Annotated in this window: 21 protein-coding genes; 15 read left to right on the forward strand and 6 right to left on the reverse strand. The window is 43.4% G+C overall.

The window, feature by feature from the left end; all coding sequences use genetic code 11:
• Positions 1-16: 16 nt before the first annotated feature.
• The gene (locus V1497_RS05245; RefSeq protein ID WP_349409922.1) at positions 17-826 is read left to right on the forward strand and encodes a YwqG family protein; all 810 of its coding nucleotides are present in this window, start codon (positions 17-19) and stop codon (positions 824-826) included.
• Between the two features lie 138 nt (positions 827-964).
• Complete coding sequence (locus V1497_RS05250; RefSeq protein WP_349409923.1) at positions 965-1,111, forward strand: YjcZ family sporulation protein; 147 nt, start codon at positions 965-967, stop codon at positions 1,109-1,111.
• 65 nt (positions 1,112-1,176) lie between these two features.
• Here V1497_RS05250 and V1497_RS05255 read toward each other — a convergent pair whose 3' ends face one another.
• Positions 1,177-1,347, reverse strand: coding sequence for a hypothetical protein (locus tag V1497_RS05255; RefSeq protein ID WP_349409924.1), 171 nt, complete (start codon positions 1,345-1,347; stop codon positions 1,177-1,179).
• Between the two features lie 81 nt (positions 1,348-1,428).
• A complete protein-coding gene (locus V1497_RS05260) occupies positions 1,429-1,626 on the reverse strand; it encodes a DUF2188 domain-containing protein (protein ID WP_349409925.1) in 198 nt (65 codons plus the stop codon).
• A 136-nt stretch (positions 1,627-1,762) separates the two neighbouring features.
• On the opposite strand from V1497_RS05260, the gene V1497_RS05265 reads away from it, so the two are divergent.
• The 3 genes from V1497_RS05265 (at position 1,763) to V1497_RS05275 (ending at position 3,214) form a co-directional block, all read left to right on the forward strand.
• Positions 1,763-1,939 carry a hypothetical protein gene (locus V1497_RS05265; protein WP_349409926.1) on the forward strand — a complete coding sequence of 59 codons (177 nt, stop codon included), beginning with the start codon at positions 1,763-1,765 and terminating at the stop codon, positions 1,937-1,939.
• A 136-nt stretch (positions 1,940-2,075) separates the two neighbouring features.
• Positions 2,076-2,720, forward strand: coding sequence for a hypothetical protein (locus V1497_RS05270; protein ID WP_349409927.1), 645 nt, complete (start codon positions 2,076-2,078; stop codon positions 2,718-2,720).
• A 191-nt stretch (positions 2,721-2,911) separates the two neighbouring features.
• Positions 2,912-3,214: a hypothetical protein gene (locus V1497_RS05275; protein ID WP_349409928.1), complete on the forward strand. Its 303-nt coding sequence runs from the start codon at positions 2,912-2,914 to the stop codon at positions 3,212-3,214.
• A 49-nt stretch (positions 3,215-3,263) separates the two neighbouring features.
• Here the strand turns inward: V1497_RS05275 and V1497_RS05280 are convergent, their stop codons facing one another.
• Complete coding sequence (locus V1497_RS05280) at positions 3,264-4,400, reverse strand: DUF5050 domain-containing protein (protein ID WP_349409929.1); 1,137 nt, start codon at positions 4,398-4,400, stop codon at positions 3,264-3,266.
• A 262-nt stretch (positions 4,401-4,662) separates the two neighbouring features.
• Here V1497_RS05280 and rpsN point away from each other — a divergent pair, with 262 nt between their 5' ends.
• From rpsN to V1497_RS05315, 7 genes are all read left to right on the forward strand, one after another.
• A complete protein-coding gene (gene rpsN / locus V1497_RS05285; protein ID WP_349409930.1) occupies positions 4,663-4,932 on the forward strand; it encodes a 30S ribosomal protein S14 in 270 nt (89 codons plus the stop codon).
• 36 nt (positions 4,933-4,968) lie between these two features.
• Positions 4,969-5,220 carry a type B 50S ribosomal protein L31 gene (locus tag V1497_RS05290; RefSeq protein ID WP_349409931.1) on the forward strand — a complete coding sequence of 84 codons (252 nt, stop codon included), beginning with the start codon at positions 4,969-4,971 and terminating at the stop codon, positions 5,218-5,220.
• Between the two features lie 41 nt (positions 5,221-5,261).
• The gene (locus V1497_RS05295; protein ID WP_349409932.1) at positions 5,262-5,642 is read left to right on the forward strand and encodes a hypothetical protein; all 381 of its coding nucleotides are present in this window, start codon (positions 5,262-5,264) and stop codon (positions 5,640-5,642) included.
• Positions 5,643-5,673: 31 nt separating this feature from the next.
• Complete coding sequence (locus tag V1497_RS05300) at positions 5,674-6,846, forward strand: FAD/NAD(P)-binding protein (RefSeq protein ID WP_349409933.1); 1,173 nt, start codon at positions 5,674-5,676, stop codon at positions 6,844-6,846.
• Positions 6,847-7,094: 248 nt separating this feature from the next.
• Positions 7,095-8,909, forward strand: a complete 1,815-nt coding sequence (locus tag V1497_RS05305) for a putative thiazole-containing bacteriocin maturation protein (protein ID WP_349409934.1) — start codon at positions 7,095-7,097, stop codon at positions 8,907-8,909.
• Positions 8,906-10,831: a TOMM precursor leader peptide-binding protein gene (locus V1497_RS05310; RefSeq protein WP_349409935.1), complete on the forward strand. Its 1,926-nt coding sequence runs from the start codon at positions 8,906-8,908 to the stop codon at positions 10,829-10,831. The genes V1497_RS05305 and V1497_RS05310 overlap by 4 nt, the downstream gene beginning before the upstream one ends.
• Before the next feature lie 12 nt (positions 10,832-10,843).
• Positions 10,844-12,331, forward strand: a complete 1,488-nt coding sequence (locus tag V1497_RS05315; protein ID WP_349409936.1) for a SagB family peptide dehydrogenase — start codon at positions 10,844-10,846, stop codon at positions 12,329-12,331.
• Here V1497_RS05315 and V1497_RS05320 read toward each other — a convergent pair.
• Positions 12,311-12,892 carry a biotin transporter BioY gene (locus V1497_RS05320; RefSeq protein ID WP_349410751.1) on the reverse strand — a complete coding sequence of 194 codons (582 nt, stop codon included), beginning with the start codon at positions 12,890-12,892 and terminating at the stop codon, positions 12,311-12,313. The genes V1497_RS05315 and V1497_RS05320 overlap by 21 nt on opposite strands.
• A 125-nt stretch (positions 12,893-13,017) precedes the next feature.
• Between V1497_RS05320 and V1497_RS05325 the strand changes: the two genes are divergently transcribed.
• Positions 13,018-13,821 (forward strand): alpha/beta hydrolase, encoded by an 804-nt coding sequence (locus V1497_RS05325; RefSeq protein ID WP_349409937.1) that lies wholly within the window; start codon positions 13,018-13,020, stop codon positions 13,819-13,821.
• A gap of 214 nt (positions 13,822-14,035) precedes the next feature.
• Entirely contained in the window at positions 14,036-15,205 is a 1,170-nt protein-coding gene (locus V1497_RS05330) for an MFS transporter (RefSeq protein ID WP_349409938.1), read from the forward strand.
• Between the two features lie 49 nt (positions 15,206-15,254).
• On the opposite strand, the gene V1497_RS05335 is transcribed toward V1497_RS05330, so the two are convergent.
• Positions 15,255-15,485 (reverse strand): hypothetical protein, encoded by a 231-nt coding sequence (locus tag V1497_RS05335; RefSeq protein WP_349409939.1) that lies wholly within the window; start codon positions 15,483-15,485, stop codon positions 15,255-15,257.
• 316 nt (positions 15,486-15,801) lie between these two features.
• Complete coding sequence (locus V1497_RS05340) at positions 15,802-16,962, reverse strand: MFS transporter (protein WP_349409940.1); 1,161 nt, start codon at positions 16,960-16,962, stop codon at positions 15,802-15,804.
• A 113-nt stretch (positions 16,963-17,075) separates the two neighbouring features.
• Here V1497_RS05340 and V1497_RS05345 point away from each other — a divergent pair, with 113 nt between their 5' ends.
• Positions 17,076-17,624 (forward strand): CGNR zinc finger domain-containing protein, encoded by a 549-nt coding sequence (locus tag V1497_RS05345; RefSeq protein ID WP_349409941.1) that lies wholly within the window; start codon positions 17,076-17,078, stop codon positions 17,622-17,624.
• The last annotated feature ends 21 nt before the right edge of the window (positions 17,625-17,645 follow it).

Raw genomic sequence — 17,645 nt, forward strand, 5'->3', positions numbered from 1 at the left:
AAAAGGAGAGCCCATCATGAGCAGAGTGCCAGCATTAACTTTACCGAAGGAATTAGAACCACACCGGAAACAGATTTCACAAACCGTCGCACCTTACATAAGCGTAATCGCAAAAAATGAAAAGGCAAACATCCATCAAAGTAAATTCGGAGGCCATCCTTATCTTCCTAAGGAGGTTGAACATCCGAAAGATAGAAACGGAAAGCCGATGCTGTTATTGGCACAGATTAATTTTAAAGAGTTACCGAAATTAGATGATATGCCAGAAAAGGGGCTCTTACAGTTCTTTATCACAGCTGAAGATGACTTGATGGGGCTGGATTTTGACAATATGACGAAGCAATCGAACTTCAAAATTCTCTATCATCCAACGATATCGAGTGATCCATCCGGGTTAATCAGCGATTTTTCTTATTTGGAGCAGTTGAACACAGAGTTCTTTCCAATTGAGCGGGAGTCATCGTTATCATTCCAAATCGCCTATGATCCTGTATCGATTGAGGATTTCAGAGCGAGTACGCTGTTAGGTAAATCGATTGATTTTTCGTTTGATGCCAGTGAAGAAGATGAAGAATTGTGGGAGGCATATGCGGGAGCCTTTAGGGGGGAAGGACATAAAATCGGCGGCTATCCATTCTTCACCCAAACCGATCCAAGGGATGATGAAAAGTATAAGGAGCATGAAATTCTCTTGTTACAAATTGATACAGATGACGAAAACGGAATCATGTGGGGAGATGCTGGGGTGGCGAATTTCTTCATCAAAAAAGAGGATTTGCTGAATCTTCATTTCGAAAATGTACTTTATAATTGGGACTGCCATTGAAGGCATGTTCCTAAAAATAGACGAGTATCCATAAAGCGCGTCTATTTTTCATATTTTGGCAAAGTTTTTACCGATACGCCCGCTCGTTTCATCAAGATGGACATATTGTATGACTAACAACGAATAGGGGGTGTTATCATGTCAGGATATGGTTACGGCTATGGATATGGTTGCGGTAAAGGAGGATGGGAATCGGGCTTTGCACTGATTGTGGTCCTGTTCCTTCTATTGATTATCGTCGGAATCGCCTTTGTTGGCGGAGACAAAAAGGACGACGATTGCTAGATTAGATCTGAAGCAGTACGCTCTTTTGGATGTAACAAGCTGGAGAAAGCCCACTCCAGCTTATATTATTTATGAATAATATAGTCGAGCTTTAAGAAGATCATGAACAAGAGCCCGATGATCAAGCCGTTGTTGATTTGATTGGCGATATAAAATTCTCCAATCGTGACGGTGACGATTGCATATGTAATGACAAAGATCATGAGATAAGCGAATGATTTCCCTTTCAGGTCCATACATACCAGCCTTTCTTTAATGGAGTATTCTACCATTATACCAAAAGGAGGGAGACCGGTTTCGGTCTCCCTCTTCGTTATTTAAAACTCACGCTTTTCGACTACTTCTCGGTCCTGATCGAGAATGATCAGCTTACTCGGTTTGTTTTCTTTCGCCATCTTTTCAGCAAATTCAATTGCATCGGATTTCATTTCGAAGTGATCGACTGGGGCTGTATCTTCCAGAGTCACGTCCCAGCCTGTAACGTCGCGATCAGGTACAACTGTATATTCTTTCATGGTAAAACAACCCTCCAATTTGAGTGATTATATGACCATTCCCATGACGAATTGGAATAAAACATGTCCGAAAAAAGTATGGGTTGGGGAGGTTAAGGTTAGAATGGGGACTAACCAACCCAAGGGAGGAATGACGATGGAAGCGAGTATGAGCCTTGAAGAAGTTGTCCAGCAGATTTCTAACTTAGCAAGCGATGGAGAACCACCACGAAAAAAGCAGGTGAAAAAATCTAATCCAGAGCTGATGAGAAACGCGTTGTATTATTTTCCAAACTGGGATGCAGCGCTTGAGCAGAGCGCAAAGCAGGCCTAAAGATCCTCCAGACGAACTTAACAAAAATGAACACCATCCGATATGAAGGAAGGTGTTCATTTTTTTGTTTTTGAAACATGATTCATTTTAAAACGTAGGCATGAATAAGAGATTTTATAAAGGAAAGGAAGTTTTTATGGATTCGTTAATGACTTTAAGTTTATTAGTAGCAGTCGGTTCATTCTTTTTCCGGAAGAAAAACGAGAAAGCGAAGAAGGTTTTCAAATGGTCGGGCATTGCATTTCTTGTCTTTTTCTTCATAAACAGTGCGTTTTTCACAGATTATGAAAAATTAGAAGCAGAACAGGAGAAGAAAGAACAAGCAAAGATCCAAGCGGAAGAGGAGAAGAAAGCGGAAGAGGAAAGAAAAAAGAAAGCAAAAAAGAAGAAGCTGGAACAGGATAAAGATGAAGTGAAAAAGTTTGGTGGAAAAACAAAGGAATTACTTGCTGATGAAGAGCTGGTTACAGATGTGAAAGTGAGTTCGAAACTGACAAAAAATCTCGATGGCGAGTATGAAGTAGACGTCGATCTAGACGTTTCAGAAGAAATGTGGTCCGACATGAGTAAAAGTAAAAAGGATTCTAAAGTAAGGGTAATTGAGAAGAAGATCCTGGAAATAAATGATAAGAATTATGATATCAGCTTAACATTTTATAGTAATGAGATCGAGGATGTCGTGGCGGAAAAAGAGTATGTGGAGGAAGATGGAGAGATTGCCGATGACGTAGAAGACATCGTCATGGATGGAGCAGAGCTGAAATGGGTCATTTGGAGGTAACAATTTGAAAAACGGAGTATGACATATTTTGCATGCTCCGTTTTTTTGTTTGCCCACAAACAACCATATGGAAACTTCCGTTTTGTAACAATGCCCAACCTTCGTTCATATTTTGTTGAGGAGAGTTGTTGTAGGGAATTGGTCTCTTCAAATAGGTCATCAAGATCAACAATGATGGAGGTTATGGGGATATGACGGATTTTCATAAGGATATCAAGGATCTGAATGTTGGGAACTACAAGGCGAGCGAAATGGTACCGAGTGAACAACATCAAGATCCGAATGATGAACGAATCATCGTCGGTGCCTGTGTCGGCTGCTTCGGTTGCTTCGGCTGTTTCCGATGTTTCGGCTGTTTCCGTTGTGGTGGATGCGGACGTTGTGGCGGATGTGGCGGTTGCGCACGCTGTGGGGGATGTGCCCGATGCGGAGGCTGCGGTGGCGGTAGATGCGGCGGTTGCGGCGGCTGTGCTGGTGGAGGATCAGAGGAGTAAACGGATGAATAGAAAAGGAACCCCTCCAATAGTATGGATGGGGTTCCTTTTAACTTTGCTGCCAAACAGGGGATGTATTGAAGTTTGAATCACCAGCCGTGATGTTATGTTTATTTGTACCGTCTACATTGATGATGAAGATGTTCGAATCAGATCCGAGGCGCGATTCGTAAGCGATTTGAGTCCCATCAGGTGACCAGGTAGGACTGGCATCAAAAACGGTGTCGTTGGTTAAATTCATCTTATTTGACCCATCTGCATTCATGATGAAAATGTCGAAACTACCATCTTGATCGGTTGCAAAAGCGATTTTTGATCCGTCCGGAGACCAGCTTGCGGTACGGTTCGTTGAACTGTTATTCGTCAAATTGGTTTGGTTCGATCCATCACGGTCCATCACAAAGAATTCTCGAAAACCAGCTACAATTGATAGGAACAAAATTTTCGAGCCGTCTGGAGACCAGATTGGTGTACGGTTTGATGTGCCGTTGTTCGTAAGCCTAGTAACATTCGAACCATCAGGATCCATGGTGTAAATATTAAAATCCCCATCACGATTGGAGCTGAAAGCAATCTTCTTTCCATCTGGTGACCAGGTAGGTTCACGATCTGTTGCAGGATTCATCGAGATATTCGTCTGATTGGATCCATCTGCATTCATCTTAAAGATGTTGATACTCCCACCTCGATTTGATGTAAAAACGACTTTGGATCCATCCGGGGACCAGGAAGCGTCAAAGTCTAGAGACGGATTATTTGTCAGGTTGGTCTGTCCTGATCCATCCGAATTCACAACAAAGATATCTGAATTTCCTGCTACAATAGAAGTATACAAAATTTTCGATGCTACAGGGGACCAAACAGGATTTCGGTTGTTGTTTGAGTTGTTCGTCACATTCTTCTTTCCAGTCCCGTCTGGTCTGATCACATAAATCTGTTGAGAGTCCTCGTTTCTACTTTCATAAGCAATCAGTTTAACTTTTTCACCAATTCTAAACGAAACGATCTTGCAACAGTCTACTACAATTAATTGTCCTAGCCGATTAATTCCTCTTACACAGCACGTGAGGGCGTCTACACAAGCTAATTTGAGCACGAGCGGGTCTGGAAGAAACAATGTCACAGTTGTACCCGGCATCAAATGAGCAAGTTGTTCGCAAATACATCCCTTACATTTTCTTTTCATGAAATTCTCTCCTAATACTTATTCTTTTTTATCATATGGTATTTATTTACATAAGGCTTGTACGCTTGTCCTCACGAGCACTAATTTACCTGGAAAAATAAATACATTGACAGGATGAACCTATAAGAGTAATATACAAAACGTAATGATTACGATTTACACCTGAAATGTAATCGTTATTATTTTTTTTATTTGATAAATCGTAATGATTACGAATTGTATGAGACTTTATAAAACTATAAAAATAATGGAGGCGTAGAATATGGCTAAAAAATCTAAAATCGCAAAAGAAAAAAAGAGACAAGAACAAGTAGAGAAATATGCAGCTCTACGCAAAGAATTAAAGGAAAAAGGAGATTATGAAGCGTTAAGGAAACTTCCGAGAGATTCATCCCCCACACGTCTGCACAACCGTTGTCAAATTGATGGGAGACCACGAGGGTTTATGAGGAAGTTTAAAATGTCTCGGATCTCCTTTCGTGAATTGGCACATAAAGGGCAGATTCCTGGCGTTAAAAAATCAAGTTGGTAAACGAAGAGCACAAAAAAGTATGGAGGTTATTTATAAATGAAGAGCAACATTCACCCTGAATATCGCAAAGTCGTTTTTATGGATACAACCAGTGGATTTAAATTTCTATCAGGATCAACAAAGACCACATCAGAGACAATCGAATGGGAGGATGGGAATGTCTATCCTTTATTGAAAGTGGAAATCAGCTCAGATACCCACCCGTTCTACACAGGCAAACAGAAGTTTTCAGATCGTGGTGGCCGTGCAGACCGGTTCATGAAAAAGTACAACTTAAATAAAAAATAAGAAAGACCCTTTTACAGGAAAGAAGGGATGGTAATTCAATAATGAATGAACACCTTTTAGAAATGTTTGCAAGAGATGCGGTAGCTCAACTGCCAATTCAGCAACAGCACCTTTACCATTACATTGTTCAGCTAGAGGATCAGTTGGCTCAACAATCGGACACGGCAGAGCAATTCTTGGAATTGTTGAAAAAGGATTCACCTTACCTTCAGGCTGCAGAACACTTTGGTTTATCTCAAAAAGCGATCGTCGAATGTATGAAAGAGATTGAAGAAGAAATTGATTCCCATATAAAAATGAAGTCGAAATCTTTTCGATTATTGGACTGTACCGACTTGTTACAAAAGAGTGCCGAACAAACCGGAAAGCAAAAAGCTTTTCTCTTAGCTACGAGCAAATTGCCGAAAAATCAAATTCAATAACGACCATAAGAAAGATTTGGAGAGAGAGTTTATGAAAGAGTGGCTCATTGTAGGGGGAGGAGTACATGGATGTACAATTGCTACCGCTCTATTAAAGAGTAATAGAGTGAACAATGATCAAATTCAAATCATTGATCCATCTCTCAGACCGATGAACAGGTGGAAAGTACTTACAGAACGTATTTCTATGGAACATCTACGGTCGCCTGTTGTCCATCATATCGATACAAAACCATCTAGTCTCGAAGCGTATGCAAAGCAAACGAATCGAAAGAGGGCATTGCACGGCTATTATCAGAAGCCTTGCCTGGAATTGTTTAATGACCATTGCGATCATGTGTTGAAGGAAGTTGATTTAAAAAGCGTCTGGAAGTCAGCAACGGTAAAAGGGTTGGGTTTCAAGAATCATACGTGGAAAGTGACGACGGAGGAAGATGAACAAATCGTCTCAAAAAAGGTGGTCTTAGCAATTGGAGTGAATGACCAACCTAATTATCCAGGATGGGCAATCCCATTACGAGAACAACTGCCTGAAAGGGTTTTTCACATTTTCAAACAACCCATCCCTCCATCTATTTCAGGAGATCGACTTCCACCTGTCATAGTTGGCGGTGGAATTACAGCTGCTCATTTAACCGTTAAGCTATGTTCTGAAAGCAAACAGCCTGTGGTATTAATTAAACGTCATCCATTCCGTATCCATGAGTTTGATAGTGATCCAGGTTGGAATGGTCCCAAAAAGTTACGGAATTTCGATAAAGTAGAAGATCCAAATCAGCGAAGAAGCATCATTCAAAAGGAACGTTATAAAGGATCGATTCCGCGACACTTGTATATGAAACTCTTACATTTACAAAGAAAAGGAAAATTGAACATCATTACCGATGACATATATGAGGCTGCAGTAACGAGTAAAGAAGAGATTACCATACAGTTGAAAGCTCATCCTTCCATTACAACTTCAAGGGTCGTTCTTGCTACAGGGGCAAAAAGGTGTTTACCAGGCAAAAGCTGGCTGCTTCGAACTATACAGGCTCAAAACCTCCGTTGTGCTGAGTGCGGATTTCCGATTGTCAATTACAACCTGGAATGGGGAAAGGATTTATATGTTGCAGGAGCTTTAGCTGAACTTGAAATCGGTCCTGTTTCACGAAACATTTCTGGTGCCAGAAAAGTCGCGGAAAGAATTATTGGAAACTTATGAACCAAGATGAATGGATACGCACTCAATAACAGAGAACACTTTTTCCCCTGTACATATCCCATCCGAACATCCTCTTACACTCACCATCTTCCTAATCGAATCATTCTAGCAAATACATACACTCCCCTCATCCTGGCGGTAAAGTTCCGCCATTTTTCTTATCATATAAGACAAATTCTCGCTCATACAATCAGTAAGAATGAGGTTTTTGTAGGATAGGACAGCTCTCACAGTGAGGAGGAGCGCGTATGACCAAAATGACACCGACAATGCGTTTGAAAGTGAACCGTGATACGTTCTTTCTGCCGGATATGGCGGGTCGGGTGTATTTCCGAAACAACGCAGGATCTTTTCATATGGAGGGAGACTCGATCGATCGCTGGATTGAAAAACTAGTGCCGATGTTTAATGGAAACTATACGATGGAGGAGCTAACCGCCGGCCTCCCGGAACCTTATAAAAGGAGAGTTTACGAGATTGCGGAAGCTCTCCATCAAAACGGGTTCGTCCAGGACATCAGCAGCTACAAACAACATGGCTTGAAGGAGGACACCCTCACCAAATATGCGTCTCAAATCGGGTTCCTGAACAGTTTCGGCGGTTCAGGCGCTTATCGTTTTGAACAATATCGGAAGGAAAAAGTGCTCGCCATCGGCTCGGGGCCGTTCTTCCTTTCGCTCATAAATGCGCTTCTCGAGTCCGGACTTCCGACGTTCCATGTGCTCGTGAACGAGGAAGTCGCGACGAATCGGAAGCGCCTCGCTGAATTGACTTCCCATGCGCGAAAAACCGACCCGGAAGTGGCGATCGAGGTCGTTACGAAGGCGGAAGCGGTCCGCTCGTGGCGGGAAGTGATCGATCCTTTTGATACCGTCTATTATGTATCCCAAACGGGCGAGGTGGAGGAACTCCGAGTCCTTCACGCTGTCTGTCGGGATGAGAAGAAACGATTCATTCCGGCGGTCTGTTTTGAAAAAGTAGGAATGGCAGGTCCGTTCGTTGATCCGGAATCCGATGCGTGCTGGGAATCGGCATGGCGAAGCCTGCATCAAAGCGCATTCGTAAATGAGCACCCGGCCGGTCCGTATTCTTCCACAGTCGGTGCGTTGCTCGCGAACCTATGTGTGTTCGAAGGCTTCAAGACGATGACAGGCGTCAGCACTACCCCTAACCAACTGTATACACTGGACCTTTTTACATTGACCGGAAAATGGCACACCGTCAGACCCCATCCTAGAGTGACGGACTGCACCTCGATTGTAAAAGTCGAACAGTTGGATTGGAAGAGGAATGAAGATAGCGACTTGTTCCTCGCGTTTGGAAAGCTGACATCAGAGGTGACGGGAATCTTTCATCGATGGGAAGAAGGGGATCTCAATCAGATACCTCTGTCGCAATGTGCCGTTCAGGTGGTAGACCCGATCAGCGATGGACCGGCGGACCTTTTACCGGTGAAAAATTGCAGCGGACTCACACACGAAGAAGCCAGAAAAGAAGCAGGGCTAGTCGGCGTGGAAGACTATTGCGGAAGACTGATCGATTCGTTCCAACCTTCATATACCAGTGTCGGGGCAGGAGAGACAGCGGAAGAAGGCATCAGCCGTGGACTACAGAAATGTCTCCTGGAAAAATTGAATGGACACGATGAGCATTCCGTTGTCCCAGTAAAACTGGGTGATGTCACCGATGACCATTGTAGGTTTTACCTGAATGTGTTGGAGGAAACACGGGTATTCCTGGGTGAAGATTTGAGCGGGTACCCTGTGACATGGGTGAACGTCGGAGATAGTTGGTACGGAAGTGCAGGGATCAATGAGACGCAAGCACTCAGAAGCTGTCTTCAAAAAGCCATCTTAATGGATTGCCATGCGAATGCGATTTGTGCGGTAAACGTAACGGTAAACGAGGCTGATCCCCGAACGCTCGATGTACCACAACTGGAGATCGACCTTTCGAAGCTCAACGAAACGTGTGATGTGTACGAATTGAAGATGGAAGCTCTTTTCAAACAGGGTGAACTTGGTGTTTACGGTGTCCTCTTGCGAGAGGAGGCGGTTGAATGATGGGGACGGTTCTCGTGATTGGGCACGGCGTGCTTGCGGAATATGTGTGCAACCAGCTGGCAGGGCAATGTGAAGTGATCAGAAGGACTGAAGTGGAAAAAGAACGACCACAAGCAGATTTCGCCCTCGTTTTACATGACACATGGGTGCCGGCGGTTCATCAACAGACTGAAGAGATGCTCGACATCCCGTGGCTGAGAGGGTTCGTCGCGTTCGGGGAAGGCGTCATCGGTCCTCTTGTCCGACCGGGGGAAGCAGGTTGTTCCCAGTGCGCCGATACGCGGATGTTGATGGCGAGTCGCGACAGGAAAGAAATGTGGGACCTACGGCAGCAACAAATCTCCATGCAAGACCGGAACCCCGACGCCTGGGCCTCGAACTCAGGGTTGCTGCAAATGGCACACGTTATCTGTTCAGATGTGCAGAAGAGCATAAAAGGAGAGAAACCACATTCTGAAAACCATGTGTGCCTATTCAGTTTAAAAACGTTTGAAAGTTCATGGCGGTTCATCTTGCCAGATGCGATGTGTCCGAATTGCTCAGAAATTCCGGAGGATGCTCCGGAAGAGATGACTCTTGAACCGAGCTTGAAAGTGAACCTGGACACATACCGGTGCCGGCCGATGGGGGAATTGAAGGGAGCGCTCTCGAAAGAGTACGTCGACAACCGCACTGGGATGTTGAACTCGAAAGCGTATGATCCGCAGACGATATTCGCGGACGTAATTGTCAATCTGCCACTTTTCAACGGAAACGAGGGGACGGCTGGAAGGACGCATTCGTATGAACTGAGCACATCAACAGCGATCCTAGAAGCACTCGAACGATCATGTGGAATCGGAGCAAGAGGCAAACGGAGCGTGGTTCATGAATCATACCGGAACCTTTCAGACGAGGCTCTTCATCCCTTGTCCGTCGGGGTCCATTCTGATGAACAATATGAGTTGCCGAATTATTCCTTTAAAAAGTTCGATCCTGACCGAAAGATGAATTGGGTGTGGGGCTACTCGTTTTTACAAGAAAAACCGATTCTCGTTCCAGAGCTGCTCGCCTATTACAGCATGGGGTGCGGAGGCGGATTCGTGTTTGAAACGTCTAATGGCTGTGCGCTCGGTGGCAGTCGGGAGGAAGCGATCTTTTACGGAATCATGGAGGTCGTCGAGCGGGATGCATTCCTCCTCACCTGGTACGGGAATTTGAAGCTACCGAGGCTAGATCCGTACTCGGCGGACGATGAAGAGCTGAAGCTGATGGTCGACCGGATGCGTGAGGTTGCGGGCTATGACCTTTATCTGTACAACGCAACGATGGAGCATGGCATCCCTGGTGTTTGGGCGATGGCGAAGAACCGGAAAGAGAAAGGCATGAACATCATCTGTGCGGCCGGTGCTCATCTCGATCCGATCCGTGCGACCAAAAGCGCTGTTTATGAACTGGCTGGCATGGTGCTAACCTTGGATGAAAAGTTTGAAACGAACATAGCGGAGCATAGAAAGATGCTTTACGATGATTCTCTCGTACGTCGGATGGATGACCACGGCATGCTGTATGGACTGAAGGAAGCGGAGGAACGCCTGCACTTTTTACTGAAAAATGAAGAACCGATACAGACCTTCAAGGAAGCCTTTCCTCCCCGTCAGAAGTATTCCGATCTGACGGAGGAATTGAAAGAGGTAATGCGGACGTTCCACGAGCAAGGGCTCGATGTGATCACCGTCGATCAAACGTCCCCGGAAATCAGGCGGAACGGACTTTCTTGCATGAAGGTGCTCATCCCAGGGATGCTGCCGATGACATTCGGGCATCACCAGACACGAATTAAAGGGCTGGAGCGCGTGTTGAAGGTGCCAATGGAGCTTGGGTTTACGAAGGAACCGCTGACGTATGATGAGCTGAATCCGTTTCCGCATCCATTCCCATAAGGAGGTCAGCCCGTGAATCTCGATGAATTCCTTTACAAGCTCCATTATGACATCGATCACGTGAGCCCGCCCGACTGGGAAGTGGATTGGAACGACGCACCGCTCCCTTATAAGCTTTATCAAAACCTTCCTACCATTCCGCTTTCATCCGAGGTTCCCTTAAAATTGGAGCCTTCAGAAAAAGAACTGACGCTTGAGGATTTTGGGGCATTTCTCTGGTATGTGTATGGATTGAATCATGTCTCACAAACGGTTTATCCAGAAACGGAAGGGGTGATGCAAGCTCTCCGCCGGTTCGTCCCGTCCGGTGGAGGGCTCTACCCGAATGAACTGTATGTGTATGTGAAAATGGAATGTCTGGCAAGAGGTATTTACCATTACGATGTCGCTCATCACAGACTCGTGCTGTTGCGGGAAGGGAACTTTGACGACTATCTGGAAAAAGCGCTCGGTAATCAATGTGACCTATCGAGCTGTTTCGGAACGGTCTTCATCTCGACGATGTTCTGGAAGAACTTTTTCAAATACAACAACTTCAGTTACCGCCTTCAGGGGCTTGATGCTGGGGCAATCATCGGTCAGATAGAGGAAGCGGCAAAAAGGTGCAGGTACGAAACGAAGGTTTGCTATCAGTATCTTGACCGTGCTGTGAACCACTTGCTCGGATTAAACGAACAGGAAGAAAGCGTGTATGCGGTCATTCCAATTGGAAATGAGCCGATTGCACCTTCTTCAGGCGATGAACACATCACAGCCAATAGGTTGTGTCAGGAGCTTGAACCGATTGCACCTGAACATTACATCCATTCCAAAACCGTTCTCGAATTTCCGAAAATCACAAAAATGAATGAGGCTGCGATGCTGGAGGAGCATATCGTGCAGCCGTCAGATGAAAAAAGAGAACCCAATCACGAAGGTGGTCTCCCTTTACCTCATGTTGAACGGCTGGATTATGATTTTGCAGAAGCTTGTCATAATCGTCATTCCCCTGGAATGGATTTTACAATGGGAACGGTGACGCAAGACCAGCTGGGTACTCTTTTCAAAGGTGTCATCCATTCATCCAATCTCTCTATCTATGGCTGTTTTTATAACGTGGAAGGGTTGGAGGATGGCACGTATAAGTATGAACCCGAAACGCATTCGTTACACCAAATAAAAAAGGGCGACTTCCGGACGCATTTGCAATCCGGCATGTCAGCCCATAACTTGAATCTCTATCAAACCCCAATTTGCCTGCATATTGTCGGCAGCAAGCACGCCCATAAAGATGCGCTCGGATATAGAGGCTATCGCATCCAACAGATGGAAGCAGGCATCATTCTGCAAAAGATGTTGCTTCGAGCCTCAGCATTACGAATGAACGGTCACCCGTTACTAGGGTTCAACGTCAAACTGTGTGATGAATTGTATGGCTTTCAAAAGGATGAAACGTGTCTCATCCAAGTGCCGATTGGACCATCGCAGGCCCGAATTTCCTTACGAGGTAGCCTTCTCTAACTGTGAACCACTGTTGTTGACCCTTAACAGTTTCGCCTGAATCAAGCGGTTACGGACTGTAACCCCGATGCTGCTTGCTAGGAATGCTTTGATGAGTCCTACTGCGATAAAAGGATACACGCCAGCATAAAACGCTTCTGTCCAACTCATATCAAGAACAAACTTCAGCTGAACACAGCCCATGAGCAATGTAATGATCATACCTATCGTGTTCGCAACAAGAGCCCAAGTAAGATTGAATTTCGTACGCTCAAGAATCCAGCCTGTCACATAAGCAGTTACAATGAACCCGAAGATGTAACCGCCAGTTGGTCCGACCAAGACTTGGGCGCCACCTTTTGCTTCAGCGAAAACAGGTAACCCAATTGCTCCAAGCGCAACATAACAGATCATTGCAATTGCACCGTAACGACTTCCTAATATGGTAGCTGTCAGTCCGACCGCCAACGTCTGTCCACTAATTGGGACGACCGGAATGGGTATCGTAATTTGCGCGAAGATAGCCGTAACTGCAGCGAACATCGCGCATAGTGTAATCATTCTTACACGATCCAGCTTCAATGATGTTTGCAAAATAGTAACCTCCCCGATATGTTTACTAAATCCTATTAAAGGTTAACATAAAATTCTGTTTTCGTGTAGATGGTCTGTCATAGAACGATGGATATTATAAAGGAGGTCATCCTATGCCTTACTGTCATGTGGAAGAGAATGTCGCGTTGTATTACGAGGATGTCGGGGAGGGGGCGCCGGTCATCTTCATCCATGGCGTCTGGATGAGCAGCAAGTTCTTCAAGGAACAGAAGGATTACTTCAGCAACGACCATCGTGCAATTTTGCTCGATCTCAGAGGACACGGCGAATCCTCCAAATGTCATCATGGTCACACAGTCGCAAGCTATGCGAGGGATGTGCACACGTTCATTGAAAAGCTTGAGCTGAAGGATGTCGTGCTCGTCGGCTGGTCGATGGGAGCATTCGTCGTCTGGGATTACCTTGAGCAGTTTGGCGATGACAATGTGAAAGGGACTGTCATCGTTGATGAGCTGCCATCCGACTACAAATGGGATGACTTCCCGATGGGGGCCTTCGACTTCCCGACACTCATCCACCTCATGCGCGAAGTCCAGAACAACCGCACAGGGTTCCTGACTGAATTCATACCGCTTATGTTCAAAAATGACCTTTCCCAACAAGACTTCGACTGGATGCTTGAAGAGACGACGAAACTGCCTGAAGCAGTCGCAAGCGCCATCCTGTTCGACCAGACCGTCGTAGACTACCGTGAAAAATTTGAAAACATTAAAACACCCACGCTCCTCTGTTTCGGAAAGGAAGAAAAGCTGATCCCTGTCGCAGCAGGCGAGTACATCCAGGAACGGATGGAAAACGCCCAACTGACCATCTTCGAAAACAGCTGCCACTGCCCGTTTTTAGAAGAAGCAGATGAGTTCAACAAAACGGTGGCAGACTATATCCGAACCCTGTAAAACCGTGGGCATGTATTTACGAGTAGAGGTGAGAACAAGTATATAACATTATGAAACGCACGGGATTTCAAGACGAAATTCTTCGTGCGTTTTTTATCGTTAAACAATATGTACTGTAAATTGTTTGATCACTCATTTTTAAAAAAGTTTTACCCCATATTAGTAAGGGTAGAGCTTTTTGAAGTAGTTTATTTTTAATTGAGGAGATGACTTTGTGGGAAAATTAAAGATTGAAATACCAACGATATCTATTATTGGTTTACTAGCCCTATCCATTATTTTTGGGTGGTTTCGATATGGTTACGGACTATTATTACCCAAATTTGAAAAGGATTTTAACTTATCTGCCTCTACTTTAGGGGTCATTTCGAGTTTAACGTTCTTTACTTTTTTAATCGGAGCTCTTTGTGTAATCTTTTTCATTTCGAGAACAGGCTCACGTCCTGTGATTCTCGCAGGTATTTTTACAGGATCTGCAGGGTTGTTAATGGCTGGACTTACAAATAGCAGTATTCTCTTTACTCTTGGCTGTGCCATTGCCGGATTGAGCCCCGGTTTAACTTGGGCGTCTTTTTCAGAGAGTGTAAGCCAGCACGTGAAACAGAGGGTTCAGAACAGAGCTTTAGCCATCATTAGTACGGGCTCCACTCTAGGTTTAGTATTGATTACGACGTTCTACATTTTATCAAATGGAGATTGGAGACTCATCTGGATCAGTGGGGGTTTAATCGGATTTGCGGTCTTTCTATGGGCATTTAAATCTCTGCCGGGCTCTAAAAAGAAACCTAATCCACAGAGCGGAGAGAAAATAAATCTTAAACCTTTGCTTACCGAAGAAACAAAGCCGCTGTACATAGCATCTATTTTATTCGGAATCACTGAAGCCACCTATTGGACATATTCAGCAGATTTTGTGCAAGAACAATTTTCAATCAGTGGTGCAAATGCCATTCTCTTTTTGATTGTTGGTATAGGAGGATTTGCTGGTTTATGGGCTGGGGACTTCGTCAATAAGTTCGGATTTAAGGTAAGTTTTATTTTCACAATCCTTCTTTATTCACTCAGTATCGCGATCTTATTTACATCTCAAGCTTGGCTTCTTGTGTGTTTTTCTGGGTTATTATTTGGAGGCTCATTTATGTTATATGCTGCGTTCTTACCGATATGGAGTGCCAAGGCTTTTCCTGATACACCTGCGATTGGATTCGGTATCAGTATTATCCTCTTAAATATCGGAGCGATTATAGGACCCGCAGTATTCGGTGGGTTGTTAACGCTTCTAGAATATAAATGGATTTTTCTATTCACTGGAATAATCGCTTGTCTTAAAGTATTTGTATTACCTTCTACTAAGCAGAGTGGAAGAGCTATTCAACCCGAATGATACCTCGGAGGAAGAAACTGAGTAAGTACCTAATTTTAATAAATCGAGCTCATTCATCATCCATTGCGAAACCCATGAAGACTTCGACTGGATGCTTGAAGAGACGTTGAAACTGCCGGAAGCAGTCGCAAGTGCCATCCTGTTCGACTAGACCGTCGTCGACTACCGTGAAAAATTCGAAAGCATCAAAACACCGACGCTCTTCTGTTTCGGAAGGGAAGAAAAGCTGATTCCTGTCGCAGCAGGCGAATACATCCAGGAGCGGATGGATAACGCCCAACTGCCCATCTTCGAAAACAGCTGTCACTGTCCGTTTTTAGAAGAAGCAGATGAGTTCAACAAAACGGTGGGGGCTTTTATTCGAACCCTCTGAAACCAAAATTCGTGGGTGGTTTTAACTGGTGTAAAAAAATAGCATATAACATTTCTAGTGAGTAAGCTAAGGTGAAAAATGATACTGTCCCAACTATTAAATTAATTTTAACTTCCACTTCCTTCTAAGTGGAAAGGCAATGATAAGAAAAAGATTCAAAAAGTGAAGGAAACCGATAGCAAAACAATGGGAACTTTTTATGAAAAGTTCCCATTGTTGTTTGTTAAGTTTCAGTGAATTCTTTTTTCTCTTGAATTCTGTTCAAAGCTCCAAACAATAAAAAACCTATCAAACCGATCATGCCATATATTAACCATGGTAGAGAGGATAGATTAGGTATTTCCATGAGCCAGGTCCCGAGATAATTACCTATAGTTCCTCCAATAGCATATGAGAGACTAAATACTCCAAAGAAAGCACCGGTATCTTGGTACATACTAAACTCTGCTATAGCAATATCAGCGCCAGGTAAAACAAATGTTTCTCCTATGGTAAAAATAATGACACATAAAATCAACCACCCTAATGATGGTTCTAGGGGTATTAGAAAAAAGCTCAGTGCCATAATTAACATTCCAATTTGAATCATCTTTTTTGATTGTATAGAGTTGAAAAGGTTTCTAATAAAATACATTAATAAAAATCCTATACTTCCATTTGTTATGATTACCATACTAACCAGCTGTTTGTTATGTATTACATCAAAGAATTGTAAAGGCAAAGAAACGGTAAGTTGTGTATATAAAACCCAAAATAAAGTCATTAATGACAAAAAAAGCAAAAATGATTTGTGGACGTAAATTTTTTTGATGCTACTAAGTGCTTTTTCAGACGAATTTCCACTTGGTAGATAACGAAGATATAGTGAGATAAATATAGTGAGTATGAAATAACATAATGCTCCAAATAACAAAGGGATATTATCTCCAACTGGTATCAGGAGTCCCCCTGCAAGCGCTCCTATTACAGCTCCACTATTTAATGCTTGATTGAATAATGTAAAAGTGTGTTTTCTCTGTTTCTCTGACAGAAGTCCAATTATAGATTTGATAGCAGGATCATATAGTGCAGCTCCTACACCAGCCAAGAATGCCATAACACATAGGTAAATAAAATGACTTGATAAAGCAATACCAATATATCCTATACTGGTTATTAAAAATCCTATCAGTAACATGTATTTATGGCCTACCCTATCACTGATAAAACCCGTACAAAGAGGCAAAGTTTGATGTGTAATTAACAAGATAGATAAGATCGCCCCACCCTGCCAAATAGGTAAATCAATTAATTTTGTAAGGTATACGACAAAAAAAGCTAAGACAGAAAATCGTCCCACATTCATCAAAAAAGTCACTGATATTATTATCCGAATCAGGTTCAATTTTTGCACCCCTCCCATTAACCACCTAAATTATTTAGGTGGTTAATTTATGTATGTTATAATTTATCAAATGAATAAGAATTAATCAATCCTAAAATGATTTGGTGGTTAACATGAGTGGGAAAGAAAAACAAATAGCTTTTGGTGATTTAGAGATTGTCCGTCAGTTCTTGAATACATGGAGTATTCCAAATGATACAAGGGTAGCAACAGAACATCTAAAGTCCTTAAAAGATGTCGAGGCCTTTATAAAGAGGTATTTCACCAAAGAAAATGTACAGGTGGATCCTCTTGAAACAACAATTCAATTTCGTAATGACCTCCGTCACTTACTTGATCAAAATGATGAATACATACTTAATAAGTGGATTAACCAGTATCCAATAGGAGTAAGAATTAAAGAGGAAGAGGATGGCTTAGTCCTTGAACATATTGCACCAAAGACGATTTGCGGGCAATTATTAAAAATAGTAGTAGAGGCAGTGGATCGTGATAGGTGGAAGAGATTAAAAGCATGTCCTGATTGCCAATATGTCTTTTATGATCACACCAAAAATCAGGGAAGGGTTTGGTGCGGTATGTATGCCTATGGAGCAAAAGGAAGAGCATGTGGTACTATTGCGAAAGTTAAAAGACATCGAGCGAAGCACACTAAGAAATAAAGTATCATTAACTACCTATCA

Origin of the sequence: Pseudalkalibacillus sp. SCS-8 (assembly GCF_040126055.1) — a bacterium.
GTDB lineage: Bacteria > Bacillota > Bacilli > Bacillales > Fictibacillaceae > Pseudalkalibacillus > Pseudalkalibacillus nanhaiensis.